We start from the raw sequence: 23,306 nt of genomic DNA, 5'->3' as shown, positions 1-23,306 counted from the left end.
AACAGGGCCAGCGCGGCGAGGAGGATCGGGATCGTCAGCACGAGCTACCGCCCGTCGCGTCGTCGCGGAGGGCCTGCGTCGGGGCGAGCAGCGCCGTCAACCTGTCCGCGGACTGCCTGGCCTGAGACTCAGCGAGACGACGCTCAGCCTCGGCGTACGAGAGTTGCCGGTACGAGCCGCAGTCACAGGGCCCGGCGCCCTCGACCTTTCCCGCGAAGCACGAGCGCGGTTCGGGAACCGTGTGGACCAGCGGAGTGTGCCCGCACTCGCAGAGCTTCGGCAGACAGCGGACCTCCAGCTCGGCAACCCGAGACCGCAGCCGCTCCAACTCCGCCGCCACCTCCGGCGACATCAACAACCCCGCCGACTCCAACGCCAGCGCGATACCCGCAGGCACACGGTTCTGCTCCAGCGCGGCGAGGATCACCCCGGCCGCAGCGTTCACCCGCTTCGTGTTCACGCAGCCACCGCCGCACGCACGTGCTCCTGCACCAACTCGCCCGCAGGCACCGGCACAGCCACCCGCACCAGCACCACCGAGCCGTCCGTCCGCGGCTCCGTCTGCGTGCGCAGCGTCCACAGCTCCAGGCCGTCGCCCGCGTGGGCCACGTGGACCCGGCCGCCGAGCGCGGACAGCCACGTCTCCAGGTCGTCGACGTCCGACACGGCCACGTACACGGCGTCGGGGCGGGCGATCAGGGTCGGGGCGGGCAGGCCGGTCCGGTCGATCAGGGACTCGACGGCGAGCCGGTTGTCGCTCGTAAGGGCGTAGGTGTTCGGCGGGCGGACGGTAGTCTCGATGCCCATCGGGGCCTCTCTTTCGATTCAGGTAGGGGCGCCGTAGTCGTGGGGTCGCTCAGGCCGGCAAGTCGGAGCGGCCCTTCGGCGCGTTCAGGGGAGGGATCAGCCGGTGGCGGCGAGCTGCGGGTCCGGCTGCGCGTTCGCGGCGTGCCACGCCTCGCAGTCGGCGAGGTTGAAGCGCCGGCCGCGCCCGGCGAAGGGGACCGTGGGCATCCCCTGCTTGATCCACTGGAGGATCTGCCAGTCGGAGACGCCGTAGTACGTCTCGATCTCGCGCTGGCTCAGCAGGGGCACGAGTCCGGCCGGGAGAACGGTGAGGCGGTCACTCTTCTTCGGCATCAGACCTTGACCTTTCTACTGTCGTAGTCGAACGTGTGGGCATGCTGAAGAGGTCTTGGAGCGGGGCGCTCGTCCTCTTGTGGAGTGCTTCGGCGAGGAGCCAGGCCGTGGTCAGCTCGCATTGGGTGCGGGCGGTCTTGCCGCGCCCGGTGAGGCGGCCGACGGTGGAGGCGCTGATGCCCCTTCCCTTCGGGTCCACTTCTTTCGTGGCCTCGGCGAGTTCCGGTCCAGAGAGTCCGGCTCGCGCCATGGCGTCGCGGAGTGGCTTGCCTTCGCCCTTGCGGCTGAGTTTGGGCATGTGGGCCTCGTGCTTGGTGAGGTTGGTGCTCACTCCGGTGTCGGGGTGATGCGACATTTCTACAGTCGAAGTCGAAGTCACGTCAATGGGGTTCGCCGAGATCGGCCGAGAAATCTCGGGATCTGTCGATTGATCGAACGTGCGTTCTAATCGCGTGGCATACTCACGTACAGAGGGCGCGCGACGGGGAGGTCATGCGCCGTACAAGAACGCGTCACGCTTCTACTTTCACTTGCGAAAAGTAGAAGCGGCGGGGCAATCTTGGCGCGTGGAAACCGAGAAGCCCGACCCCACAGAGGACTTCGCGCAGGTACTGAACGAGCTGATGACCGAGTACAAGGTCAACGGCAGCCGAGTCGCGGAGTCCATCGGCGTCTCCGTCTCCACGGTCAACACCTGGCTGCACCGCAAGCGCACCCCGCGCAGCGAAGCCATCGCCAAGCTGGCTAGCCGGTACCCCAAGTACAGCGTCAAGCGCCTGTCCGATGCCGCCGGCCGTAGAGCGCCGGGCCCCGTCTCGCCAGAGCGCGCCGAGCGCCTGCTCGAAATCTTCCAGGGGTTGACGGAGGAGCAGCAAGAGATCATGGAGATCCAGGCGTTGGCCCTCCGGGACAGCAACCGCTGACTCCAGCCCAAGGTCGCGTACAACCTTTTGTTGAGCCGCAGGGTCTGACGTAAACGGACTCGAACACTCTATGTGACGCCGTCCCCACAATTCTTGCTCTGCGTGGTGGCATATTCCCCTAGATGGGGGGTACCTTCGATCGCACGGCCGATGTCCTCCCCCACGGCTCTCTTCTGACAGCTCGTGTTTCTGGGGGACCGCCATGTGCATTCGCGTGCAGTACGCGCCGCTCGCCACGCTCGACCCGTGGGACGCGGATCGCCAACTGATCACCATCCCCGTCGAGTTGCATACCCCTCATCTCGCCTTCCGTGCTGTCCGCGCAGTTCTGGCTGAACTTCGCATCCCGCAGCGGGAGTTCGGTGCACGCTGCTGGTGCGGAGAGCCGATCCGGCTGTCCGCACGCATCCCGCAGCAGCGAAGGGGCGAAGAGGTGATCAATCTTGGCGCGTAAGCCCGGGCAGGGCAGCCGAACCGGCAGTGTGGCTTTCCCTGCCGATCTTCTGATGGAGAGCTACGGCACCAGCAAGGGGGACAGAAGTGCCGCGTAGAGCCAGCAACAACCCTCGGCAGATCCGTTCGAAGAACTGTGGCTGCCCCCTGTGCATGGAAGCCTTCCCACCGGCTGAACACGGCGAGCGTAAGCAGCGCCGCGACTGCGTGGGCGCGTGGCAGGCCCGCTACCGCGACCCCACCGGGAAGCAGAAGGCGCGGAACTTCCCGATCAAGGACGGCGGGAAGAAGGCAGCCGAGGCATTCCTCGATGAGACGCGTACGGCTGTGCGGCAGCGCTCGTACCGCGACCCCGAGCGGGGCAAGGTCCTTCTGGGGAAGTGGTGGGAGGAGTACTGGGGGGTCCACGGCAAGAAGGGGAAGATCAAGACCCGGAACCGGAAGCTGAGCATCTGGACGGCGCATGTCAGGCCGAGGTGGTCGGAGTACAAGCTGATCGACCTGGAGTACATGGCGCTCCAGCAGTGGCTCACGACCGAGGTGAAGGGGTACCGGACGCAGTGCCAGGTGCGGCGTCTGCTCATCAACCTCCTGGACGCTGCGATCAAGGATGGGCAGCGGATCAAGGAGAACCCGGCGGCGCACCTGGAGGTCACCGCGCCGAAGCCGGCCAAGCACCCGGACGACCTGAAGCCTCCGACGGAGGCGCAGTACGCGCTGATTCACGCGGCGCTTCCGGAGTACTACCAGCGGATTCTGCGGGACTTCGCGTACGAGACCGGTATGCGGCCTGGTGAGTATGCGGGTCTGCGGCTGCACTGTGTGGACGAGGAGGCCATGACCGCTCAGATCCGCGAGATTCTCGTGCTGGACAAGGGGCGGTTGTGCCGGCAGGAGGCGCCGAAGACGGAGGCGGGATTCCGTACGGTGCCGTTGACGCCGACGGCGATGGAGGCGATCCGGTGGATGGTCGCCAAGTGGAAGCCGAAGCGCACGCGTTCAGCGATCGGTGACGGTTACGACCTGCATACGGAGGAGTTGGTGTTCCGTGGTCCGAAGGGTTCCGCGCTGAACATGAACAACTTGCAGCGGCCGTGGAAGAAGGCCACCCAGCAGGCGGGTGTGGCGCGGTTGGTGAAGAACCCGGAGACGGGGCGGACGGAGTGGTGGCCGCGGCTCTACGAGTACCGGCATGACGTGGCGACGCGGCTGCACCACGCGGGCGTGAAGGAGGCTGACACCCAGGCGTTCCTCGGGCAGAGGCGTGGCGGGAAGGTCACGTGGATCTATACGCACGAGGGTGAGGGGGCGCAGGAGCGGGTCCGCAAGGCGCTGACCGGGGAGGGAGGCGAGGGAAGTGGACTCCGGGTTGCCGAGTGACGAGTTGGGCCGAAGTCCACGAAGAGTCCACACGCCCCCCTCGGTGGGTCTCGGCGACTCTCGGCGAGCGCAGGATCCGAGGTGAAGATCCAGGGCGTTCGAGATCGGGCGAGTCTCGGCGAGTCTCGGAAGCCCTGTCTAAACGGAAGACCTGCCTTACAAGCAGGATGTCGGCGGTTCGAAACCGTCCGCGCCCACCGCAGCTGACCTGCTGAAACCCCCTTCGCCGTGATCGGTGAGGGGGGTTTTCTAGATCGTTTGTGGGATATTTAGGGGACGGGATCGACGATCTTCGTCGGGCGGTGTCCGCGCCAGCCACCCGCGTTGGAAGAAGCGCCGGTAGAGGGGCGCGACGTGGCGTCGGGGCGCATAGAGGCCCCTCGCTTCTTGGGCGAGGGGCCTCTATGCGGTGGTCGGCGGTCACGGGGTTTTGGGGCCTGTGGTGATGTAGGCCGTTGTTGTGGTGGTCAGGAGGAGGGTGGCGGTGGTGGTCGCGTAGGGGGTGTCGGCGGGGAGGAGCAGGAGGGACCAGGGTTCCACCTGGCCCTGGGGGCGGGTGCCGATCAGCCACATCGTGAGGGGGGTGAGGACCGCCGGGGTCCAGGCCGCGCCGGGCGGCAGCAGCCACGTACCGAGGAAGGCGAGGCCGACCAGGAGCGCCGTGTTGCGGTAGGCGATGACCGCGTCCGTGGGCGCGCCCGTCGTCGCCAGCGCGGTGGCGGTCGTCAGTACCGCGCCGGTGATGTACGCGCGGAGGCGGCGGGGGTGGGGAGCGGTGCGTTCCAGGATGTCGGCGGCTGTGCCGAGGGTCGTCGGGACGAACGCCGCGAACAGGGCCGGGACCATCGGCCACAGCGCCCCCTGGACCCCGTCCCGCGCCGGTACGTCGAAGAGGCGCAGCGGGGTCGCCACCCACAGCAGCGCGCATCCGGCGGCCGCCGCGAGCAGGCGCGGGAGGTGCCAGCGGCGGGCGGCCAGGGGGAGGGCGGCGAGGGAGCGGGCGGCGGCGTCAGGCATCGCAGGCCATCAGGCCCTTGAACGCCTTGCGGACGACGTCCTTGCGTTCGGCCGCGCTGCCCCGCGCGGCTTTGGGGTCGAGTGCGGGATCGGCGGGGCCGGGGTCGGCGCCGACGGCCGTGGCGAGGTAGTAGCGGGCCGTGGTGAAGTTCCGTTCCATGCGGGTGCGGGGTTCGATGTCGCATGCCGACGTGTAGTAGGCGCCCAGGGTCATGTCGATCAGGCCGTCCTTGCCGCTGCCCGGGCCCGCGCCCGTGCCCGTGATCGTGTCCAGGTCGAGCTGTGTCGTGCCGTGGCCGGTGGTGAGGGCGTCCTGCCGGTACGCGGTCGGGGCGGGCAGGCCGAGGGCGCCGATCGCGCTGTCCAGTGGGGTGAGTTCCGCGCGCAGCCGGGGCTCGAACCGTTGGTAGGAGCGGCCCAGGCAGATCCGGGGTGCGGAGCCGTGGCAGACGACGTCACCCTTGCGTGCTTCGAGGTACAGCGGGCTGACCGTGGTCAACTGCGCCGCCGCCAGCGCGGCCAGGATCGCCGCGACGGCCATCACCGGCCGGCTCGGTGTGCGGTACCACGTCGCCAGCCACGCCCCCGCGAGGATCGTGACGGCCGACGCCAGCAGGTAGAAGAGGCACTGCCATGCCTGGGTGCCGGCCTTCGGCCGGAGGCCGATGAGGGAGCTGGTGGCGCCGCCCACCATCACGAACTCCGAGAGGTCACCCGCGTACAGCAGCAGGGTGGCCAGGAAGACCGTGATCGCGGCGAGTGGCGGGGCGAGTTTGCTGCCGCTGAGCCAGCCGGCGACCAGGCCGAGGGCGCACTCGGCGAGCAGCATCAGGAGCGCGGGCAGTACGGTGAAGGCTTCGCGCGGGCCGAACTGCCACGGAGTTCCGGCGGCGATCACGATGGCGCCGGCGAGGGCGAGCCCGGTCAGAAAGGCGAGGGCGCACCAGGCCCACAGGGCGAGCACCGAGGTCGAGAGCAGGGCGAGGGGGCGGTGGTGGCTGAGCAGGAAGGACTGTGCCTTGGCCAGCCGACGGCCCTCCCAGGCCGCGACGCCCGCGAGCAGCGGCCCGAGGAGCATCACGGTGAAGTTGTACTGGTAGACCGCCCACATCCACTCGTGCCGCCACTGCAGGGAACGCAGCGCGGTGTTGAGGAGCGCCACCGCCGCGAAGGCGACGAAGGCGGTGCGGCCGAGGGAGCGGCGGGCGAGGATCGTGGTGAGGTTCACTGCGCTCCTCCGCCGAGTTCGCGCAGGGCCCGTTCGATGGAGCGGGCTTCGGGGGAGGGGCCTGGTACGGAGACGGCGGGGCCTTCGGCGCGGGCGATGAGTTCTGTCGGGGAGCCGTCGAAGACGACGCGGCCCTGGCGCAGGGAGACGACGCGGTCGGCGAGCAGTTCGATGTCCTCGGTGTGGTGGGTGCTCATCAGGACGCAGCGGGTGGCGCCCAGACCGCGCAGGTGATCGCGGAGTTCGACGCGGTGTTCTACGTCGATGCCGGTCGTGGGCTCGTCGAGCAGGAGGACGGACGGTTCGTGGACCACGGCCTGGGCGATGTGAGCGCGTTGGCGGTTGCCGCCGGACAGTTCCTTGAGCCGGGTGGCGGCGACGGGTTCCAGGGCGAGCCGGCTGAGCACGTTCTGTACGGCCTCGTCCCGGGTGCCGCGCCGGATTCCCCGTAGCCAGGCCGAGTACGTGACTGCCTCGCGCACGGTGAAGTGGCCGGGGGACGCGGGTTCTTGGGGGAGGTACCCCACTTTCGCGCGGTAGCGCCGTCCGTCGCGGCGGGGATCGACTGCCTGGTCGCCGAGCCATACGGAACCGGCCGTCTGCCGCAGGAGCAGAGCGAGGACTTTCAACAGGGTCGACTTTCCGGCGCCGTTGGGGCCGGTGAGGGTGGTGACGCCGTTGCGCAGGGACAGTTCGGGGATGTCCAGGACGGCGGGGCCGCTGCGGTAGCGGACGAGCAGGTCGGCGGCCCGCAGGCGCACGTCGCCGGTGAGGGTCTCACTCATGGGTGGTCGCCGCTCTCAGTAGCGGAACGAGGGTTGGGCCTGGACCGAGCAGCGGTCCGGTACGGGCCAGCCCAGTTGGACGCACGCACTGGTACCGCCACGTACGCGGTCGGCGTCGGGGGCCAGCTCGTATCTGACGTAGTTGGTCAGCTTGCGGAGGCGCGGGGGCGCGGGCTGCGGGTGTTCTCTTCGGGAGGTCAGCCTGGCTGGGGCGACGACGGGGGTTCCGGGGATTCCGGGTTCGGTGGGGTGGCGTGGGTGTGTTTCAGGTGGGCTCGGGCTTGGACCGCGTCGGGGCCGGAGAGGGCGGACCAGTAGCGGTGGCATGTCACGAAGACGGCCAGTTCCAGTTCGCGTCGGCGCAGTTTCTCGACCTCCGCCTGTTCGTCGTCGGTCCAGCCCGGGGACGCCGGGCGCTCGACCTTGCGCCAGCCCTGGGTGTCGCTGATGGCGTCCGCGGGCGCGACGGACCAGGGGAGCCGCTTGAGCAGAGCCGACAGCTCGGCTCTGACCTGGTGCAGCTCCTCCTGGCCGGCGAGGAGGTCGCTCGGGAAGTCGAATGCGGAGTCGGAGTCATCGTTCGCTGCCACCCCTCAATGGTACGTCTGTTCGAATTGCGGGTGCACGTGTCTCCCGTGAGTTCACGCGAACGGGTGGTCGAATCCGTCCGCCGATGAGTTCGACGCTCCGCCACGGTCCATGTTCGTGACAGCTCAGCACCGCCCCCGAGCAACCGCCCCCACGGAAGGAGCCCGCCATGTCGGAGCTTCTGGTCGACTTCATCACCACCCTCGACGGCTACGCCTCCGGCGAGGGTTGGCCCGGGTTCTGGGGCCTCGAAGGCCCGGAGTACTTCGCGTGGCTCGCCGAGCAGCCCGAGGTCACGTATCTGATGGGCGCGAACACCTACCGCCTGATGTCGGGCTTCGCCACGGGGGAGATCCCGCTGGGGCCGGAGGGCGAGGTCAGGCCCGAGGAGGCCGACTCCGTCGACCAGCTCGCGCAGGCGCCGAAGGTCGTGTTCTCCTCCTCCCTCCCGGACCCGCTGACCTGGGAGAACTCCACGCTCATCCGCGGCGACGCCGTAGAGGCGGTCCGCGCCATGAAGAAGAACGGGTCGGGGCTCCTCAGCACGCTCGGCAGCCTCAGCCTCGCCCGCTCCCTGCTCTCGGCGGGGCTCGTGGACCGTTTCCGCGTGGTGATGTTCCCGGTGATCACCGGGGCCACGGGCGAGGAGCGCATCTACGACGGCTATCCCGATGTCGCCCTCGACATGATCGGCCACCGCACCTTCGACGGCGGCACGCAGATGGTCGAGTACGCGCCCCGCGTGCTCGCGCACCCGCCCCTCGGCGCCCCCGCGTGACAGCCGAGCCTCGCCGCGTGATTACGGAAATTCTTCGTGGCCCGTGTCGATCCGCGTCCCGCCCGTTCGACGTCCAGGTGAGCACGATCCGTACCGCGTCACCTGAGGAGAACGCCATGCCCCGTTTTCTGACCCTGATCCACGTCGACGAGCAGCACGGACCCGGTTCCGACCCCGGGCCCGAGTTCGGCCGGCGGATGGGCGAGCTGCTGAAGGAGATCACCGAGGCCGGGGTGATGGAGGAGACCCGCGGACTGTTGCCCACCGCCCAGGCGACCCGCGTGACCTGGGACAACGGCAAGCTGCACTACACCGACGGCCCCTTCACCGAGAGCAAGGAGGTCATCGGCGGGTACTCCCTCACCCGGTGCGCCGACCGCGCCGAGGCCCTGAAGTGGGTCAACCGTTTTCTTGAGATTCACCCCGCCGACTGGCATGTCACCGCCGAGGTCCGCGAGATCGAGGGCGACTGACCGGGCAAGCCGCGTAACAAGCGTCGCGGGCGCTGTCGCGGGCGGGCCGGGAGCGGCAGACTGGACGTATGTGCCGCAGCATCAAGACCCTTCGCCCGCCCGCGCTCCCCGAGGAGGCCGGGGAGGAGGAGATCCGCGCCGCCGCCCTCCAGTACGTGCGGAAGGTGTCCGGGTTCCGGGCACCCGCCGCGCACAACAAGGAGGTGTTCGACCGCGCCGTCGACGAGATCGCCCGCGCGACCGCCGCGCTGCTCGACGGCCTGGAGGTCAGGGGCGCCACCGCCACCGCTCGCACCCCGGCCTCTTAGTTCTCGTAGCCCCAGCACTTCCGCTACGGCCGCAGTACGCGAGAGCCCCGACGGCCTCAGTAGACGAGCCCCGTCCCGTACGCCACCACGTCCCAGGCCGGATCGCGGCCGAACAGCGGTGACGGACGCCGGGTGTCGACCGCGCGGCTGAGCCGGACGCCGACCACCTCGTGGGCGCCGAGGCGGGCGGCGGCCTGGCTGAGCGAGGCGAACGCGTCGGCCGGGGTCGTGCTCGCCGCGCTCCACACGAGGAACGAGTCGCGGACGGCGGCCGGGTCCGTGGGCGTCTCCACGGTTCGCATAGGGACCGGGAAGTCATGTCGCGTCGTCACCCGCGCAGTTTCGGGCCTCCGCGCGCACGCGGACAGTACGGAACGAGACATACCGCCGGCGCCTGCCCAGCGGGCGCCCCGAATACCAGCCCCGCCGGCTGGTCCCGCGTCAGGCGCTCTCCGCCGCCGTCGCCGCCGGTCGGCGCATGACGTACACCGCCAGCACCCCCGCCCCCACCAGCGCCGCCAGCGAGACCACCGTCGACAGCCAGCTCGCCCCGAGCCAGTGCGCGCCGAGGTAGCCGAGCGCCACGCTGTACGCGGCCCAGGTCACGCCCGCCAGCGCCGACCACGGCAGGAACTCGCGCACCCGGCGATGCGCCGAGCCCGCCGCGAAGGAGACGACCGAGCGGCCCGCCGGGGCGAACCGGGCGATGATCACCAGCAGGCCGCCGCTGGAGCGGGCCAGCGCCCCACCGAGACGTTCCTGCGCGGTCGTGAGGCGGCGCGAACGGGCGATGGCCCGGTCCAGCCGGGCGCCCCCGCGCCACGCGAGCCGGTACGCGACGAGGTCACCGAGGACGGAGGCGGTCGCGGCGCACGCGGTGAGCCCCAGCAGATCGGGCACCCCGTGCGGGACCTGCCCGGTGGCGGCACCGGAACCGGCCGCCGCCGCTGTCGCCGCCGTGATCACGAGCACGCCGCTGGGCAGCACCGGCACGAACACGTCGAACAGCACGGAGAGCGCCACCAGCGCGTAGATCCACGGGCTGCCGGTCAGCGACCCCACACTCTCCAACACCGCGCGCCAACTCCCCGTACGGAACCGTTCCCCCGACCGTTCCCTCCTGGCAGGAGCGGCGTCATGACAGCTATACAGCGTACGCCTCGGTTGTTGTCCAAGTGACGCATGGGGCACAGATGTTCCCCACGTCACGTTCACCCGGTTCACTCGTCCGCCACGCCCCGCCTGCCGATCAACTCCCTGAACGACGTCGCCTCAGGCAGAGCGGCGTCCGGCACAGAGGTCTCACGCAGAGGTCTCACGCAGAGGTCTTAGGCAGAGGTCTTAGGCAGGGAAGGAGACGGAGATGGTCGTTCGACGGGCCGTGGTCGCGGGGGTGCTCGCGGTCGCCGCGCTCACCGCGAGCGGGGTCGGCAGCGCCAAGGGCAGCACCGGCGGGAGTGCGGTACCGGAAGCGCAGGCGGAAGTAGAAGCGCAGGCGCCGGGTGCGTACGGGGTGCATGCCGAGGGGCGGTTCGCGCCGCCGTCCGCCTTCGTGCCCTCCGACGCGGTGACGTACGACATGGCGCTGGTGCCGGCCGCCGCGTCGATCGCGGTCGATCAGCGCGGCGACGCCGTGCACGGCATGATGGTCGCCGTCGCGGTACGGGACTTCGCCCCCGGCCGGCTCTACGGGTTCCGCGTGCACCGGGGGCCGTGCGGGGCCGACGCGGAGGCCGCCGGGCCGCCCTACCAGAACCGGCCCGAGGGGCGCCATTTCAGCGGGCGTCAAAAAGGTGCAGAAAACGACATCCGGCTCACGGTCTTCGCGGATGCGAACGGTGAAGGGTCGGCGGTCGCGCACCGGTCGTGGGGGCCCCGGCCGGGGGAGGCCGGGGCCGTCGTGATCCGGGACGGGGTCACCGGGAGAGGGGGCGGCTGCTTCACCGTGCCCTTCGCCTCGCCGGGCGACCCCGCCGTCTGATCGGGCCGCCGGGGTGCCGGGCCACCGGGGCGCCGGGCCGCGCGGGTCAGGCGGTGACGGCCGCCTGACCCTGGCCGCCCTGACCGCTCTGGCCGCCCTGACCGCTCTGGCCGCCCTGACTGTCCTCGCCGCTCTGGCCGGCGGGACCGCCCTGCGAACCAAGGGCAGAGCCAGAGCGAGTGCCGGTGCCGTGACCGGCGCCCGTGTCGCGCCCGGCGCGCGCCGCGAGGAGCCGGTCCAGGCCGAACGCGCCCGAGCCGGTGAAGACCAGCAGCAGCATGGACCAGCAGAACATCGCGGACGGCTCGCCGCCGTTCTGCAGCGGCCACAGGGCCATCGGCTGGTGCACGTCGAAGTACGCGTAGGCCATCGCGCCGGACGAGACGAACGCCGCCGCGCGGGTGCCGAGTCCGGCGAGGACGAGGGCGCCGCCGACGAGTTCGATGACGGCCGCGTACCAGCCGGGCCAGGTGCCCGTGGGGACGGTGGAACCTTCGAGGCCGCCGAGGACGCCGAAGAGAGCGGCGGCGCCGTGGCAGGCGAACAGCAGGCCGACGACCATCCGGAACAGCCCGAGGGCGTACGGCTGGGCGTGGTTGAGGCGTGCGGGCATGTGGGGGGACTCCTTCTGCTCGGTCGGGGACGTAACCGAGCGCCCCAGATTAGGCGACCCTAATTAGTACTTGCAAGTTCAACATTCAGCCATGCTTTTCCTCCGCTTCTTCTTCCCTGCGCCGGGCCCGCTCGACCGTCATTGGTCCGGACCAGAGGTGAGGGGTGTGTGAAGGCGCGTACGGGTGTGCGCCACCGGCGGCCGAAAACGGAGGCCGATGGTCGGGCCAACTTCCTTACGCCCGGAAGTACTTGAGCTGTACGGGAGGGAAACCTCAGGCGCTCAGGGTGCGCGCGTCGGTCCGGGTGAGGCCCTTCGCCGCGTCGGCGCGGTCGAGCGTCAGGCGGGCCGAACGACCGCTCAGGGTCAGCGTCATGAGCTGGTTGGCGAACCAAGGCCCGCCTGTCTTGCGCCAGTTGACGCGCGGCGCCGCCGCTCCGGCGTGCCGGGCGAGGAGGCGGCCGAGGGCGCGGCCCGCGCGGCTCCACCCGAAGCGGAACCCGGCGCGGATCGTCGCGGGCACCGAGTTGTGCACGGGCGAGCACGTCAACTGCACGACTCTGGAGCGCAGTTCAGCGCCCGCGTCCGGGGGCTTCGGCCACTCCGGTTCCGCCACGTAGGCGTGGTGGACGTCGCCGGAGAGCACCGCGACCGTCGCGGGCGCCGCCGGACCCGAGGCGATCTCCCCGATCAGGTCCGCGAGGCCGTCGAACGACTCCGGGAACGCCGCCCAGTGCTCCAGGTCCGCCGCCCGGCGCAGCCTCTCCCCGAACCGCGCCCAGCGAGGGCCGCGCACGCCCCGGCACAGCGCCGCGTCCCAGGTCTCGGCGTCGTGCACGAGGTGCGGCAGCAGCCAGGGCAGTGACGTACCGATCAGGAGGTGGTCGTACGGGGGCGGGGCGCCGGTGTCACCGGGGTCACCGGGGCTGTCGGGGTCGCCGGCGGGGCGGTCGGCGAGGGCCTGGGCGCGGAGCCAGTCGGCCTCGTCGGGGTCGAGCATCGCGCGGCGGTCCTCGTCGAGGACGCGGGCGGCGCGGCTGTCGACCATGAGCAGGCGGACGCGGCCGAAGTCGCGGCGGTAGCTCCAGCGGGCGGTGCTCACGTCGGTGTCGGCGCGGGCCGCGAACGTGCGCAGGGCCTCCGTGCCGTCCGGCGCCGCGCTGACCTCGGCGTACAGGGCGTCCTTGGCGAGCTCGGCGGGGGAGAGGTTGCCGAGGTGCTGGTGGACCCAGTACGACATCAGGCCGCTGAGGATGCGCTCGCGCCACCAGGGCGTCGCCCGCATGTCCCGCACCCAGGCCGCGCTGGTGTTCCAATCGTCAACCACATCATGATCATCGAAGATCATGCAGGTGGGGACGGTGGAGAGCAGCCAGCGGACCTCGGGGTCGAGCCAGGACTCGTAGTAGAGATGGGTGTACTCCTCGTAGTCCGCGACCTGCGGACCCGGCGGCTCGTCGAGGCCGCGGCGGCGGGAGATCCAGGCGCGGGTCGCGGGCGAGGTCTCGTCGGCGTAGATCTGGTCGCCGAGCAGGACCAGCACGTCCGGGCGGTCGGCGGCCGGGTCGGCGGCGAGGCGGGCGGCGAGCTGGTCGAGGGCGTCGGGGCCGACCGGGTCGTGCCCGCCGGAGGGCGGCGCCGCCCAGCGGCAGGAGCCGAACGTGATCCGTACGGGGGGTGACTCGGCGTCTGACGGGAGGTCGTCCCGGGGGCTGTCGGAGGGCGCCGGTGCGAGGACCGGTGCGGGTGGTGGTGCCGGGTGCGGGGTGCGGATGGTGCTCGGCGGGAAGCGGGAGTCCGGCTCGGGCCAGACCCCGCTCCCGTCGAGCATCACCTCGTACGCCGTCTCCGTGCCCGGGGTCAGGCCCGAGACCCGCACCAGCGCGTAGTGGTGCCCGGCCACCTGGAACGTACGGGAACCGCCGTACGCGCCGTCTGCGCAGCGCACCTCCGCGCGGCACGGGCGGCTCGCCTCCACCCAGACGGTGGCGGTGTCCTCGTCCACGTACCGCAGGAGGGGGCCGAGGCGCAGCTTCACCACGTGATCGCCTCCGCTGGGTCTCAGGGTTTCCGGGTTTCTGGTCGGATGGACGGGTGGTCGGGTGGTCGGGGTGTTCCGGTGGTCGGGCTCAATGGGGAGAACGTCTGTCCGGCGTGGGTGGTTCCCTTGCCGGGGTGGGGAGTTCGGGGGTCAGCAGCCGCTGAGGCCGGACTGGAGGGCGGACTTCTCGGCCGAGTCGACGGTGAGGCCGTAGTAGTGCTTCACCTGGACCCACATGCGCAGGTACGTGCAGGCGTACGCGGCGCGCGGCGGCATCCACTTCGCGGGGTCCTGGTCGCCCTTGGACTGGTTGACGTTGTCGGTGACCGCGATGAGCTGGGGGCGGGTCAGGTCGTTGGCGAAGCCCTGGCGCTGGGCGGTCGTCCAGGAACTGGCGCCGGACTTCCACGCCTCCGAGAGCGGGACGACGTGGTCGATGTCGACGTCCGAGGCGGCGGTCCAGGTCGCTCCGTCGTACGGGGAGTACCAACTGCCGGAGGTGGCGGCGCAGTTGGCGTCGGTGACGACGTTCGTGCCGTCGCGCTTGAGGACGACCTCGCGGGTGTTGCAGGTGCCGGACTGGGTGATCCAGTGCGGGAACTTGTCGCGGCTGTAGCCCGTGGACGAGCCCTCCGCCTTGACGGTCAGCTCGGAGAGGTACGTACGGGCCGTCGCCGCCGTCACCGGGGTGGGCGGGGCCGCCTGGGCGGGCGGGGCGGATATCAGGGTGACGGCTGTGGCCAGGGTGGCGGCCGTGGTCAGGGTGGGGGTGGCGCGGGTGGCTGTGCGGCGGGTCCGGCGGGGGTGACGCGCGTAGATGGTGGGGTGCATCTGAACTCCCTTTTCTGTGTGGGGGTGCGTGGGGAGCGGGCGTTCGGGTGACAGGGTCGCGTCAAGCGGGGGGTTGGTCAACACCCTTGGGGCGGTGCGGGGTTGGGGGTGGTGGGGGTTGGGGGGTTTCTGGTGATTGGCGCTTGGGGGCAGGTTTTTGTATCGTGGTTGAACAAAGTGGCTCCCGCCCGTTCACCCTGACCGGCGGGCGGGGCCGCCTTGTCTCGCGTGTCCCTTTCGGGTCCGCGTCCGCGGGCCTGTACGTCTCCGTTCTCTGGAGTACGCCGATGACGGCCAGCCCTGCCTTCTCCGCACCCACCGTGCTCTCCGCCCGTGCCCTGCTCCTCGACATGGACGGGACGCTCGTCAACTCGGACGCGGTCGTCGAGCGGATCTGGCGGCGGTGGGCCGTCGACCACGGGCTCGACCCCGACGAGGTCATGGCCGTCGCGCACGGGCGGCAGGGGTACTCCACGATGGCCGTGATGTTGCCCGAGCGGCCCATGGAGGAGAACTACGCGGACAACGCGCGGATGCTGGCCGCCGAGACCGCGGACATGGACGGGGTCGTGGCGGTGCCGGGGGCGGGGGAGTTCTTGGGGGCGCTGGAGGAGTTGGGGGTGCCGCATGCGCTGGTGACCTCGGCGGATCTGGGGCTTTCCACCGGGCGGATGGGGGCGGCGGGGTTGCGGTATCCCGCGGTGCGGGTGACTGCGGAGGGGGTCAGCGCCAGTAAGCCGGATCCTGAGGGGTTCTTGAAGGGGGCGGCTGAACTGGGGGTTGCTCCTGCGGAGTGCGTGGTGTTCGAGGACTCGGTTGCGGGGATTTCTGCGGGGCGGGGGGCCGGGATGCGGGTGGTGGGGGTTGGTGTGCGGGCCCTTGGGCAGGGGGCCGATGTTTGTGTTCCTGACCTGGCCGGGGTTCGGGTCGAGGCGGGTCCCCGGGCGGGGGAGTTCTTGATCCACCTCGGCGAGTCCTAAGGTGCGGGTCCCTTGAACTTGCCGTGCGCGGTTCCTCGCGCCCCTTAGGTAGTCGGCCTCCGCCGGGGTTCTTAGGGTGCGGGCCCCTTGCCTCCACCGTGCGCGGTTCCCCGCGCCCCTGTCGGGGCGACTGCGTCGCCACCTCCTCCCCTGGGGAGCTGGGGCGAAGCCCCGCTCCCTCAGGGGCGCGGGGAACTGCGCAACGTTCAGGGCAGCGGGCCTCAACCGGAGAACTCCCCAGGGGCGCGGGGAACTGCGCGAGACGCCCCACCGGGCGGAAGGTGATCGACTACCCAGGGGCGCGGGGAACTGCGCAAACCGTTCAGGACAGCCGGGGCTCGGGCTACGTCTCGGATTCCAGGGACGCCCTCGTTTGGGGGCCGTACTCGCCCCGGGCGTCCTCGTACAGGCCCCTGGCGTACTGGTACGTGCGGACGGCGTATTCCGTCGGCCCGTTGAAGTGGCCGTTGGCCGGACCCAGGTAGAGGTTGAGGCGGGCCAGGCGCGTCTGGAGGTCCGTCACCGCCGGGCCCTGGTCCCCCCGCCGCAGCGTCGGCGGCGCCTCGGGCGGCCGCGTCGCCGTGCGCGACGGGGTCGGAGTGGTGGCAGGGCGGTGGGTGGGGGTCGCCGGCGCGCTGGACTTCGGGGACGCCGAGGCCGTCGCCGACGCGCTCGCCGAGGCCGACGGGGACGCGGACGCCGACGCCGATGCCGGCGCGCTCGATGACGGCGGCGCCGACGTGGGCGTACCGGACGCGGACGCCGGGGCACGCCCGCTCGCGGAGGCGGAGGGCGCCGGGGTGTACCCGGCCGCCGCCTTCTGGGGGCGCGGGTCCCCGTCACTGTCACCGGAGGTGATGAGCACCGTCACGAGCGCGGCGACACTCAGCACCCCGGCCACCGCCGACATCAGCAGCAGCGGAGCCCGCCGCCGCTCGGGCTCGGGCGCGTCCCCCGTGTCGTCGGCGGGCGGCGCCTCGGGCGGCAGTGGCGCCCGCGCGTACGGGTCGGCGGCCCGGGGCGGCACGGGCTGGGAGGGCTCGGGCAGGCTGACGTACGGGCGTACCCGCAGCGGCCCGAAGCTCTCCGGGTCGCACCCGCACTCCCGCGCCCCGCACTCCGGGCACCCCGTACCCGTATCCGTACCCGTATCCCTGCGCGGACCCGTGTCGTCGGGTCTGTCGGTGCCGTCGCCGCCGGCGCTGCTCATCGCTGGCCCCCCATTTTGAGCGTTGCAGCGCATTATGCAGACCCCGCGCGCCCCCGTGGCCCCCTGGCCCCCGGAAATCGCCGCACTTCGACCCCGCCCAGCAGGACTCAACAGGCCAAAACGGGTCACACCTACCAGGATGGGAACGTACGGAGCCCGGAGGTGGTCATGACGAGGACCCAGCAGGCGGCGGCCGTCGAGACGGGCAAGAGCGGCGGGGTGCTGGTCTCCATCGGGGCGCTGCTCCTCGGCATGCTGCTCGCCGCGCTCGACCAGACCATCGTCTCGACGGCGCTGCCCACGATCGTGAGCGACCTGGGCGGTCTGGAACATCTGTCGTGGGTCGTCACCGCGTACATGCTCGCCGCGACGGCCGCGACGCCCCTGTGGGGCAAGCTCGGCGACCAGTACGGCCGCAAGAAGCTGTTCCAGATCGCCATCGCCGTGTTCCTGGTCGGGTCGGCGCTGTGCGGGATGGCGCAGAACATGCCGCAGCTCATCGGCTTCCGCGCGCTCCAGGGCCTCGGCGGCGGCGGCCTGATGGTGCTGTCGATGGCGATCGTCGGGGACATCGTGGCGCCGCGCGAGCGGGGCAAGTACCAGGGTCTGTTCGGCGCGGTGTTCGGCGCGACGAGCGTGCTCGGGCCGCTGCTCGGCGGCCTGTTCACGGAGCATCTGAGCTGGCGGTGGGTGTTCTACGTCAACCTGCCGGTCGGCGTCGTCGCGCTCGGCGTCATCGCCGCCGCGCTGCACATCCCGGTCCGCTCCCGCAAGCACCGGATCGACTACCTGGGCACGTTCCTCATCGCGTCCGTCGCCACCTGCCTCGTGCTCGTCGCCTCGCTCGGCGGCACCACGTGGGGCTGGGGTTCGCCGCAGATCGTGGGGCTCGCGGTGGCGGGCGTGGCGCTGGCGGTGGTGTTCGTGTTCGTGGAGTTCCGGGCGGCGGAGCCGGTGCTGCCGATGCGGCTGTTCCGGGTGCGCACGTTCACGCTGTCGGCGGTCATCAGCTTCGTCGTGGGCTTCGCCATGTTCGGCGCGATGACGTACCTGCCGACGTTCCTCCAGGTCGTACGGGGTGTCTCGCCGACCATGTCGGGTGTGCACATGCTGCCGATGGTGGTCGGCATGCTGCTGTCGTCCACGGGCTCCGGCCAGATCGTGTCGCGCACCGGCCGCTGGAAGGTCTTCCCCGTCGCGGGCACGGGCGTCACCACGATCGGCCTGCTCCTCCTGCACAACCTCTCCGAGACCAGCTCGACGTGGGCGATGAGCGGCTGCTTCTTCGTGTTCGGCTTCGGGCTCGGCCTGGTCATGCAGGTGCTCGTGCTCATCGTGCAGAACGCGGTCCCGTACGAGGATCTGGGCGTCGCCACCTCGGGCGCCACGTTCTTCCGGTCCATCGGCGCGTCCTTCGGCGTGGCGATCTTCGGCACGATCTTCGCCAACCGGCTCGCCACGAAGCTGACCGCCGCGCTCAGCGGGCAGGCGCTGCCGCCGGGGGTCGACGCGAACGCCCTGAAGGCCGACCCGCGCGGCATCGGCGGGCTCCCGCCGCAGGTCAGGGCGTCGGTGCTGCATGCGTACGCGTCGTCGATCACGGACGTGTTCCTGTACGCGGCGCCGGTCGCGGTGCTCGCGTTCGTCCTGTCGTGGTTCCTGCGCGAGGACAAGCTGCGCGCCTCGGTCACCGCCCCCGACACGACGCAGACGCTCGCCTCGAACCCGGTCGAGCGGTCCTCGTACGAGGAGGTCGCGCGGGCGCTGTCGACGCTCGGGACGCGCGAGGGCCGCAAGGCGATCTACGAGAAGATCACCGCGCGGGCCGGGTACGACCTGCTGCCCGCCGCGAGCTGGCTGCTGCTGCGCGTCAACCGGTACGGGTGGGCCGAGCCGGCCGCGCTGGCCGAGCGCAGTGCCGTACCCCTGTCGGTGATCATCGAGGCGGCCCGGCAGGTCGAGGAGCGGCGGCTCGCGGTGCGCGAGGGCGTGGACCTCGTGCTGACCGACGAGGGGCGCGAGGTCGCGGCGCGGCTCGGGAAGGCGCGGGAGGACTCGCTGGCGGAGCTGCTGGGCGACTGGTGGGGCCCGGACCGGCCCACGGACCTGAACCGGCTGGTGTCCGAGCTGAACGCCGAGATGTGCGGCTCCGACCAGGAGCGCCCCCACGACGGCCTCACCCCGGGCCTCGCCGCCTGAGCCGTCCGATCCGCCGGAGCTGCTTGAGCCGCCTCACGTGCCGGGGCCGCCGCCCGGGTCAGAGTTTCTTGGCGAACCAGTGCTCGGCGTACATGCGGTCCGCGTACGGAGCGGTCTCCTCGTAGCCGAGACGCGCGTACAGGGCGCGGGCCTCGACGAGGTCGGCGCGCGTGTCGAGGCGGATCAGGCGGGCGCCCCGCGCGCGTGCCGCGTCCTCGGCGGCGGTCACGAGGAGGGCGGCGCCGCCGGTGCCGCGCAGGTCGGGGCGGACGTAGACGCGGGTCAGTTCGGCGGTGCGCGGGTCGGTGAGGCGGAAACCGGCCATGCCCGCGGGCTCGTCGCCGTACCGCCCGAGGAGGAGCAGTCCTGTGGGCGGGGCGAGGTCGGTGCCGGGGGCCGCGGCGATCTCGCGTTCCAGCTCGTCGGGGTCGGTGGTGCGGTCCTCGTGCAGCCGGTACCAGCGGTCGCTGACCTCGGTGTAGTACGCGCGCCAGAGCGCGGTCGCGGCGGGCGAGTCGTACGGCTCGGGGGAGACGGTCCACGGGGTGCGCATGGCGCATTGTGGGCGGCGCGGCCGAGCGGGCGGCAACCGAATTTCTGTTTGGCGGGGCGTTCGCGGGCAACTCGCCACGGAACAGTCACCGTTGACGCACACCGGGAAGGTCGGGAAGACACCCATGTCCACAGGCGTGATCATCGCTCTGATCGTGGTGGGGATCGTCGTGGTCGGCGCCGCGGCGCTGTTCGCGGCGCGCACCGCCGGTGCCCGCGGCGGGAGCGGCCTGCGCAGGCGCTTCGGCCCCGAGTACGACCGCGCGGTCGCCCGGCACGACGGCGACACGAAGGCCGCCGAACGCGAGCTGGCCGAGCGCGTGCGCCGGCACGGTTCGCTGCGCACGCGGCCGCTCGACCCCGCGTCGCGCTCGCGCTATCTGGCCCGCTGGGCGGACGCGCAGGAGCGGTTCGTCGAGTCGCCGGAGGAGGCCGTCGCCGAGGCCGACCTCGTCCTCGCGGACCTCGCGCGGGAGCGCGGGTTCCCTGACGGGGCGCGGTACGAGGAGCAGTTGGAGGCGCTCTCCGTCCACCACGGGCCGCACGTGCACGGCTACCGGCGCGTGCACCGCGCCGCGCATCCCCGCGTGGGGCGTGCGGAAGAGAGCCAGGCCGGTACGGAGGAGCTGCGCGAGGCGCTGCTTGAGGCGCGGCCCCTCTTCGACGACCTGCTCGGCTCCGAGCGCGGGGGCCACGGCCGGTCGCCCCGGCACAGCGCCGACATCGGCACCGGCGCCGAGTCCGGCGCCGCACAGCACAAGAGTCATGGCGCGCTCAAGGGCCGCCTCGCCAAGGGCAGTTGAGCCGAGGAGGACGACGACATGCATGACATGCGCGACACGAACACGAACACCGGCGCGGCCGTGAACACCGGGCGCACCGGCATGGACCGTACGAACACGCAGGTGAACCCGCTGAGTTCGGGGGCGCCGCGTGGTGTCGAGCAGGACGAGGGGGCTCCGCTCGTCGCCGGGCGCGAAGGGCATGAGCGCAGTGCTCATCACCGGCATGACGGGCTCGTCGGGCCCGAGGGGCAGGAGGAGTTCCACGGGCGGCTGCGGCACGCGCTGACGACGTTCGTCGACGATCCGCGGACGAGTGTGGAGGAGGCGGACCGGGTGCTGGAGGACCTGACGCGTTCTCTGACGGAGTCCCTGGCGGAGCGGCGGGGTGCGCTGCGTGCGGGGTGGGAGGGGGCGGGGGCGGCCACCGACACGGAGCGGTTGCGCGTCGCGCTCCAGGACTACCGTGAGACGGCTGAGCGCCTGCTGAACATCTGAACGCCCGTTCCGCGCCCCCGCGCCCCCGCGTCCCTGCAACTGGCAGGGGCGCGGGGGTGTTTCGCGTCGTAGGATGCCGGTCGCGTGGTCGTGGGCGGGCTAGCGAGGGGGCGGCGCGGTGTTGGAGCTGACGATGGCGGCGGTTGCCGGCGCGGGTGCCGGGGGCGGCGGGGCGGGGGAAGTCACCGCGGGGATGGTGATGGCCGAGGTGGAGAGTGTGCCCGGGGCGGTTGTGCGGGTCGGGCGGGATTCTTCGCTCTGTCGGTTGGTCACGCCTGAGGACTGGTTGTTCGTGTCCCGGGTGCACCTGGAATTTCGGTGGGGGGTCGGCTCCGCCGCGGGGTGGCAGGTTTGTTGGGTGCGGGGGTCTCAGGATGAGCCGGCCTCTGAGGTGTGGGTTGGGGGTATGGCGGTCCCTTACGGGGGTGGGGTCGACTTGCCGTCGGGGGGTTCGGGAGAGGTACTCATCCGGGATCGGGCCACGCCCCGCGCCCTGACGATCGGCTACTACGCCGAGCCGTAGGCTGCCGCCAGCGAAGCCCCGTTGCAGTACCGCAATGCGCAGTTCCCCGCGCCCCTATCGGGGCACTACGCGCGCGTGGTCACCTGCGGCCCGGTGGGGGCTGATCGCGCAGTTCCCCGCGCCCCTATCGGGGCACGACCGTGCGTTGTTTTCTGCGGCCCGGTGGGGCTTCTCGCGCAGTTCCCCGCGCCCCTGGAAGCGGGGCTTCGCCCCAGCTTCCCCAGGGGGGAGGTGGCGACGCAGTCGCCCCGACAGGGGCGCGGGGAACTGCGCGACCAGCCACGACGAAAGTCGAGGAAACCCACCGGCTGAGCCACCCACCCACCTCAGGGGCGCGGGGAACTGCGCAGGCCGGGATTAGATCGCCGGGGGAGAGCCCGGGAGGGGGCGGCCGGCTGATTCGCGCATTCGGTAGGCGGCCACTCCGCCGATGACCGCCGCCGCCATCATGTAATACGCCGGGATCATGAGATTCCCCGTCGCCGCGATCAGCGCAGCCGCCACCAGCGGAGTCGTCCCGCCGAACAGCGACACGGACAAGTTGAACCCCACGGAGAGCGACCCGTACCGCACCTTCGTCGGGAACAGCGCCGGCAGCGTGGACGGCATCGACGACGTGAACCCCACCAGCAGCAGCCCCAGCGCGGCAAGACCCACGGCGATGGACCACGTGGACCCGGCCCGGATCAGCAGCACGGCCGGCACGGACAGTACGACGAACCCCACGCAGGCCGCCCCGATGACCTTCCGGTGCCCGAAGCGGTCGTTGGCGATGCCCATGGGGATCTGCACGGCCATCATCAGCAGCATGACGCCGATGAGGATGAGCGTGCCGTGGGTGGCGTCGTAGCCCAGTTCCTCGCTGAGGAAGGTCGGCATGTACGACAGCAGCATGTAGTCGGTGACGTTGAAGACGAGCACGAGGGCGACGCACAGCAGCATGGCGTTGGCGGCGCCCTTGCCGACGAACATCTCGCGGAGCTTCGGCTTCGGCTGCGCCTTCTGCTTGGCCTCGGCCTCGTCGGCGAGCTTCTGGAAGGCGGGAGTCTCCTCCAGCTTCATGCGGACGTACAGGCCGACGAGCCCGATGGGCCCGGCGATGAGGAACGGCACGCGCCAGCCCCACCCGTACAGGTCGCCGTCGGAGAGCGTCGTCGTGAGTACGGTGGCGAGCCCCGCACCGGCGACATAGCCGACGAGCGTGCCGAACTCCAGGAACGAGCCGAAGAACCCGCGCCGCTTGTCGGGCGCGTACTCGGCGATGAAGGTGCACGCGCCGCCGTACTCACCGCCCGTCGAGAAGCCCTGCACCATGCGCGCCACGATCAGCAGCACGGGCGCCCACACGCCGATGGCGTTGTAGGAGGGGATGAGGCCGATGGCGAAGGTGCCGGTCGCCATCATGATCATGGTGATGGCGAGGACGCGCTGCCGCCCGATGCGGTCGCCGAGCGGCCCGAAGAAGGCGCCGCCGATGGGCCGGACCAGGAACGCGGCGGCGAAGGTGCCGAGCGTGGACAGGACCTGTGCGGTGCTGGAGGCGGTCGGGAAGAAGACATGGCCGAGCGTCGCGGTCAGATAGCCGTAGACGCCGAAGTCGAACCACTCCATCGCGTTGCCGAGTGCCGCCGCCTTGACCGCGCGCTTGACGAGCGAGGGGTCGGTGACGGTGACGTCGGTGGAGGTCGGACGGGTCCGGCCGGGCGCCGAGACCCTGCCGGTACTGACAGCGATGGTGGTGGCACTGGCCAACGGTCCGCTCGCCTGCCTTTCGTCGGGGACAAGGGCAATGGCCGTCCCCCGGGAACGGCCAGACAAACGACCATAGGGGGCTCCGCTTCCGTAGCGGATAGTGTGCTCTGTGTGGCTCAGCGTGAGGAAAGTGCCGCCTGCCAGGTAAAACGCCTGGTGAGGGACGTGTGCTGCGCCGCGCAAACTGTGAGCTTTGTCGCGGAACCGGACCCATGTAAAAGGCAACGACCGACCCTCCAGCGCAGTCTTTCCGGACATAAGGGGCGGACGG

General features: G+C 71.2%; 26 protein-coding genes, 1 tRNA gene and 1 pseudogene. 12 read left to right on the top strand and 16 right to left on the bottom strand.

From position 1 onward, the window contains the following. Positions 1 to 34: 34 nt before the first annotated feature. The 4 genes from ACZ7LY_RS03780 to ACZ7LY_RS03765 all read right to left on the bottom strand — a co-directional run bounded on the left by ACZ7LY_RS03780 (position 35) and on the right by ACZ7LY_RS03765 (position 1,495). Positions 35 to 460 carry a hypothetical protein gene (locus ACZ7LY_RS03780; protein ID WP_471622872.1) on the bottom strand — a complete coding sequence of 142 codons (426 nt, stop codon included), beginning with the start codon at positions 458 to 460 and terminating at the stop codon, positions 35 to 37. Further along, positions 457 to 807: a hypothetical protein gene (locus tag ACZ7LY_RS03775; RefSeq protein ID WP_471622871.1), complete on the bottom strand. Its 351-nt coding sequence runs from the start codon at positions 805 to 807 to the stop codon at positions 457 to 459. The genes ACZ7LY_RS03780 and ACZ7LY_RS03775 overlap by 4 nt, the downstream gene beginning before the upstream one ends. A 96-nt stretch (positions 808 to 903) precedes the next feature. Beyond that, complete coding sequence (locus tag ACZ7LY_RS03770; protein ID WP_471622870.1) at positions 904 to 1,140, bottom strand: hypothetical protein; 237 nt, start codon at positions 1,138 to 1,140, stop codon at positions 904 to 906. Continuing rightward, on the bottom strand, positions 1,124 to 1,495 hold the full coding sequence (locus ACZ7LY_RS03765; protein WP_471622869.1) for an XRE family transcriptional regulator: 372 nt from the start codon (positions 1,493 to 1,495) through the stop codon (positions 1,124 to 1,126). Before ACZ7LY_RS03765 ends, ACZ7LY_RS03770 begins: the two co-directional genes overlap by 17 nt. 211 nt (positions 1,496 to 1,706) lie before the next feature. Here ACZ7LY_RS03765 and ACZ7LY_RS03760 point away from each other — a divergent pair, with 211 nt between their 5' ends. The 4 genes from ACZ7LY_RS03760 to ACZ7LY_RS03745 all read left to right on the top strand — a co-directional run bounded on the left by ACZ7LY_RS03760 (position 1,707) and on the right by ACZ7LY_RS03745 (position 4,093). Continuing rightward, positions 1,707 to 2,063: a helix-turn-helix domain-containing protein gene (locus ACZ7LY_RS03760; RefSeq protein WP_471622868.1), complete on the top strand. Its 357-nt coding sequence runs from the start codon at positions 1,707 to 1,709 to the stop codon at positions 2,061 to 2,063. Between the two features lie 202 nt (positions 2,064 to 2,265). After that, a complete protein-coding gene (locus ACZ7LY_RS03755; RefSeq protein ID WP_471622867.1) occupies positions 2,266 to 2,517 on the top strand; it encodes a hypothetical protein in 252 nt (83 codons plus the stop codon). Between the two features lie 152 nt (positions 2,518 to 2,669). Then, on the top strand, positions 2,670 to 3,896 hold the full coding sequence (locus ACZ7LY_RS03750) for a site-specific integrase (protein WP_471622866.1): 1,227 nt from the start codon (positions 2,670 to 2,672) through the stop codon (positions 3,894 to 3,896). 106 nt (positions 3,897 to 4,002) lie between these two features. Beyond that, positions 4,003 to 4,093: transfer RNA gene (locus ACZ7LY_RS03745), tRNA-Ser, on the top strand. A 223-nt stretch (positions 4,094 to 4,316) separates the two neighbouring features. Here the strand turns inward: ACZ7LY_RS03745 and ACZ7LY_RS03740 are convergent. The 4 genes from ACZ7LY_RS03740 to ACZ7LY_RS03725 form a co-directional block, all read right to left on the bottom strand. Then, complete coding sequence (locus ACZ7LY_RS03740) at positions 4,317 to 4,913, bottom strand: hypothetical protein (RefSeq protein ID WP_471622865.1); 597 nt, start codon at positions 4,911 to 4,913, stop codon at positions 4,317 to 4,319. Beyond that, complete coding sequence (locus ACZ7LY_RS03735) at positions 4,906 to 6,141, bottom strand: hypothetical protein (protein ID WP_471622864.1); 1,236 nt, start codon at positions 6,139 to 6,141, stop codon at positions 4,906 to 4,908. The genes ACZ7LY_RS03740 and ACZ7LY_RS03735 overlap by 8 nt, the downstream gene beginning before the upstream one ends. Further along, a complete protein-coding gene (locus ACZ7LY_RS03730) occupies positions 6,138 to 6,926 on the bottom strand; it encodes an ATP-binding cassette domain-containing protein (RefSeq protein ID WP_471622863.1) in 789 nt (262 codons plus the stop codon). Before ACZ7LY_RS03730 ends, ACZ7LY_RS03735 begins: the two co-directional genes overlap by 4 nt. A 197-nt stretch (positions 6,927 to 7,123) precedes the next feature. Next, positions 7,124 to 7,516 carry a hypothetical protein gene (locus ACZ7LY_RS03725; RefSeq protein ID WP_471622862.1) on the bottom strand — a complete coding sequence of 131 codons (393 nt, stop codon included), beginning with the start codon at positions 7,514 to 7,516 and terminating at the stop codon, positions 7,124 to 7,126. A gap of 167 nt (positions 7,517 to 7,683) precedes the next feature. Here ACZ7LY_RS03725 and ACZ7LY_RS03720 point away from each other — a divergent pair, with 167 nt between their 5' ends. The 3 genes from ACZ7LY_RS03720 to ACZ7LY_RS03710 all read left to right on the top strand — a co-directional run bounded on the left by ACZ7LY_RS03720 (position 7,684) and on the right by ACZ7LY_RS03710 (position 9,073). Continuing rightward, positions 7,684 to 8,292: a dihydrofolate reductase family protein gene (locus ACZ7LY_RS03720; protein WP_471622861.1), complete on the top strand. Its 609-nt coding sequence runs from the start codon at positions 7,684 to 7,686 to the stop codon at positions 8,290 to 8,292. 116 nt (positions 8,293 to 8,408) lie between these two features. Continuing rightward, positions 8,409 to 8,765 (top strand): YciI family protein, encoded by a 357-nt coding sequence (locus ACZ7LY_RS03715; RefSeq protein WP_471622860.1) that lies wholly within the window; start codon positions 8,409 to 8,411, stop codon positions 8,763 to 8,765. Positions 8,766 to 8,833: 68 nt separating this feature from the next. Continuing rightward, complete coding sequence (locus tag ACZ7LY_RS03710) at positions 8,834 to 9,073, top strand: DUF2277 domain-containing protein (RefSeq protein ID WP_471622859.1); 240 nt, start codon at positions 8,834 to 8,836, stop codon at positions 9,071 to 9,073. A 56-nt stretch (positions 9,074 to 9,129) separates the two neighbouring features. Here the strand turns inward: ACZ7LY_RS03710 and ACZ7LY_RS03705 are convergent, their stop codons facing one another. Next, positions 9,130 to 9,366, bottom strand: a complete 237-nt coding sequence (locus ACZ7LY_RS03705; protein WP_471622858.1) for a YbjQ family protein — start codon at positions 9,364 to 9,366, stop codon at positions 9,130 to 9,132. Positions 9,367 to 9,514: 148 nt separating this feature from the next. Next, entirely contained in the window at positions 9,515 to 10,147 is a 633-nt protein-coding gene (locus ACZ7LY_RS03700) for a DedA family protein (protein ID WP_471622857.1), read from the bottom strand. A 289-nt stretch (positions 10,148 to 10,436) separates the two neighbouring features. On the opposite strand from ACZ7LY_RS03700, the gene ACZ7LY_RS03695 reads away from it, so the two are divergent. Continuing rightward, a complete protein-coding gene (locus ACZ7LY_RS03695) occupies positions 10,437 to 11,054 on the top strand; it encodes a superoxide dismutase family protein (RefSeq protein WP_471622856.1) in 618 nt (205 codons plus the stop codon). A gap of 217 nt (positions 11,055 to 11,271) precedes the next feature. Here ACZ7LY_RS03695 and ACZ7LY_RS03690 read toward each other — a convergent pair. From ACZ7LY_RS03690 to ACZ7LY_RS03680, 3 genes and pseudogenes are all read right to left on the bottom strand, one after another. Next, a pseudogene (locus ACZ7LY_RS03690) lies at positions 11,272 to 11,667 on the bottom strand (DoxX family protein); the annotation flags it as partial. 274 nt (positions 11,668 to 11,941) lie between these two features. After that, positions 11,942 to 13,708, bottom strand: coding sequence for an alkaline phosphatase D family protein (locus ACZ7LY_RS03685; RefSeq protein ID WP_471622855.1), 1,767 nt, complete (start codon positions 13,706 to 13,708; stop codon positions 11,942 to 11,944). Positions 13,709 to 13,858: 150 nt separating this feature from the next. Beyond that, positions 13,859 to 14,539, bottom strand: coding sequence for an HNH endonuclease family protein (locus tag ACZ7LY_RS03680; protein WP_471622854.1), 681 nt, complete (start codon positions 14,537 to 14,539; stop codon positions 13,859 to 13,861). A gap of 287 nt (positions 14,540 to 14,826) precedes the next feature. Between ACZ7LY_RS03680 and ACZ7LY_RS03675 the strand changes: the two genes are divergently transcribed. Continuing rightward, a complete protein-coding gene (locus tag ACZ7LY_RS03675) occupies positions 14,827 to 15,519 on the top strand; it encodes an HAD family hydrolase (RefSeq protein ID WP_471622853.1) in 693 nt (230 codons plus the stop codon). A 343-nt stretch (positions 15,520 to 15,862) separates the two neighbouring features. Here the strand turns inward: ACZ7LY_RS03675 and ACZ7LY_RS03670 are convergent, their stop codons facing one another. Further along, positions 15,863 to 16,729 carry a peptidoglycan-binding domain-containing protein gene (locus tag ACZ7LY_RS03670; protein ID WP_471622852.1) on the bottom strand — a complete coding sequence of 289 codons (867 nt, stop codon included), beginning with the start codon at positions 16,727 to 16,729 and terminating at the stop codon, positions 15,863 to 15,865. 168 nt (positions 16,730 to 16,897) lie between these two features. Between ACZ7LY_RS03670 and ACZ7LY_RS03665 the strand changes: the two genes are divergently transcribed. Further along, positions 16,898 to 18,928, top strand: coding sequence for an MDR family MFS transporter (locus ACZ7LY_RS03665; protein WP_471622851.1), 2,031 nt, complete (start codon positions 16,898 to 16,900; stop codon positions 18,926 to 18,928). A 58-nt stretch (positions 18,929 to 18,986) separates the two neighbouring features. Here the strand turns inward: ACZ7LY_RS03665 and ACZ7LY_RS03660 are convergent, their stop codons facing one another. Further along, entirely contained in the window at positions 18,987 to 19,481 is a 495-nt protein-coding gene (locus ACZ7LY_RS03660) for a GNAT family N-acetyltransferase (protein WP_471622850.1), read from the bottom strand. 124 nt (positions 19,482 to 19,605) lie between these two features. On the opposite strand from ACZ7LY_RS03660, the gene ACZ7LY_RS03655 reads away from it, so the two are divergent. Then, entirely contained in the window at positions 19,606 to 20,283 is a 678-nt protein-coding gene (locus ACZ7LY_RS03655) for a hypothetical protein (protein ID WP_471622849.1), read from the top strand. A gap of 18 nt (positions 20,284 to 20,301) precedes the next feature. Then, the gene (locus ACZ7LY_RS03650) at positions 20,302 to 20,760 is read left to right on the top strand and encodes a hypothetical protein (protein ID WP_471622848.1); all 459 of its coding nucleotides are present in this window, start codon (positions 20,302 to 20,304) and stop codon (positions 20,758 to 20,760) included. 880 nt (positions 20,761 to 21,640) lie between these two features. Here ACZ7LY_RS03650 and ACZ7LY_RS03645 read toward each other — a convergent pair. Next, positions 21,641 to 23,035, bottom strand: a complete 1,395-nt coding sequence (locus tag ACZ7LY_RS03645; RefSeq protein ID WP_471622847.1) for an MFS transporter — start codon at positions 23,033 to 23,035, stop codon at positions 21,641 to 21,643. Between the last annotated feature and the right edge of the window lie 271 nt (positions 23,036 to 23,306).

The organism is Streptomyces sp. NPDC107550 (assembly GCF_055639095.1).
Note: the sequence above shows the minus strand (reverse complement) of the source record. Positions and strands in the feature narration are given on the sequence as shown.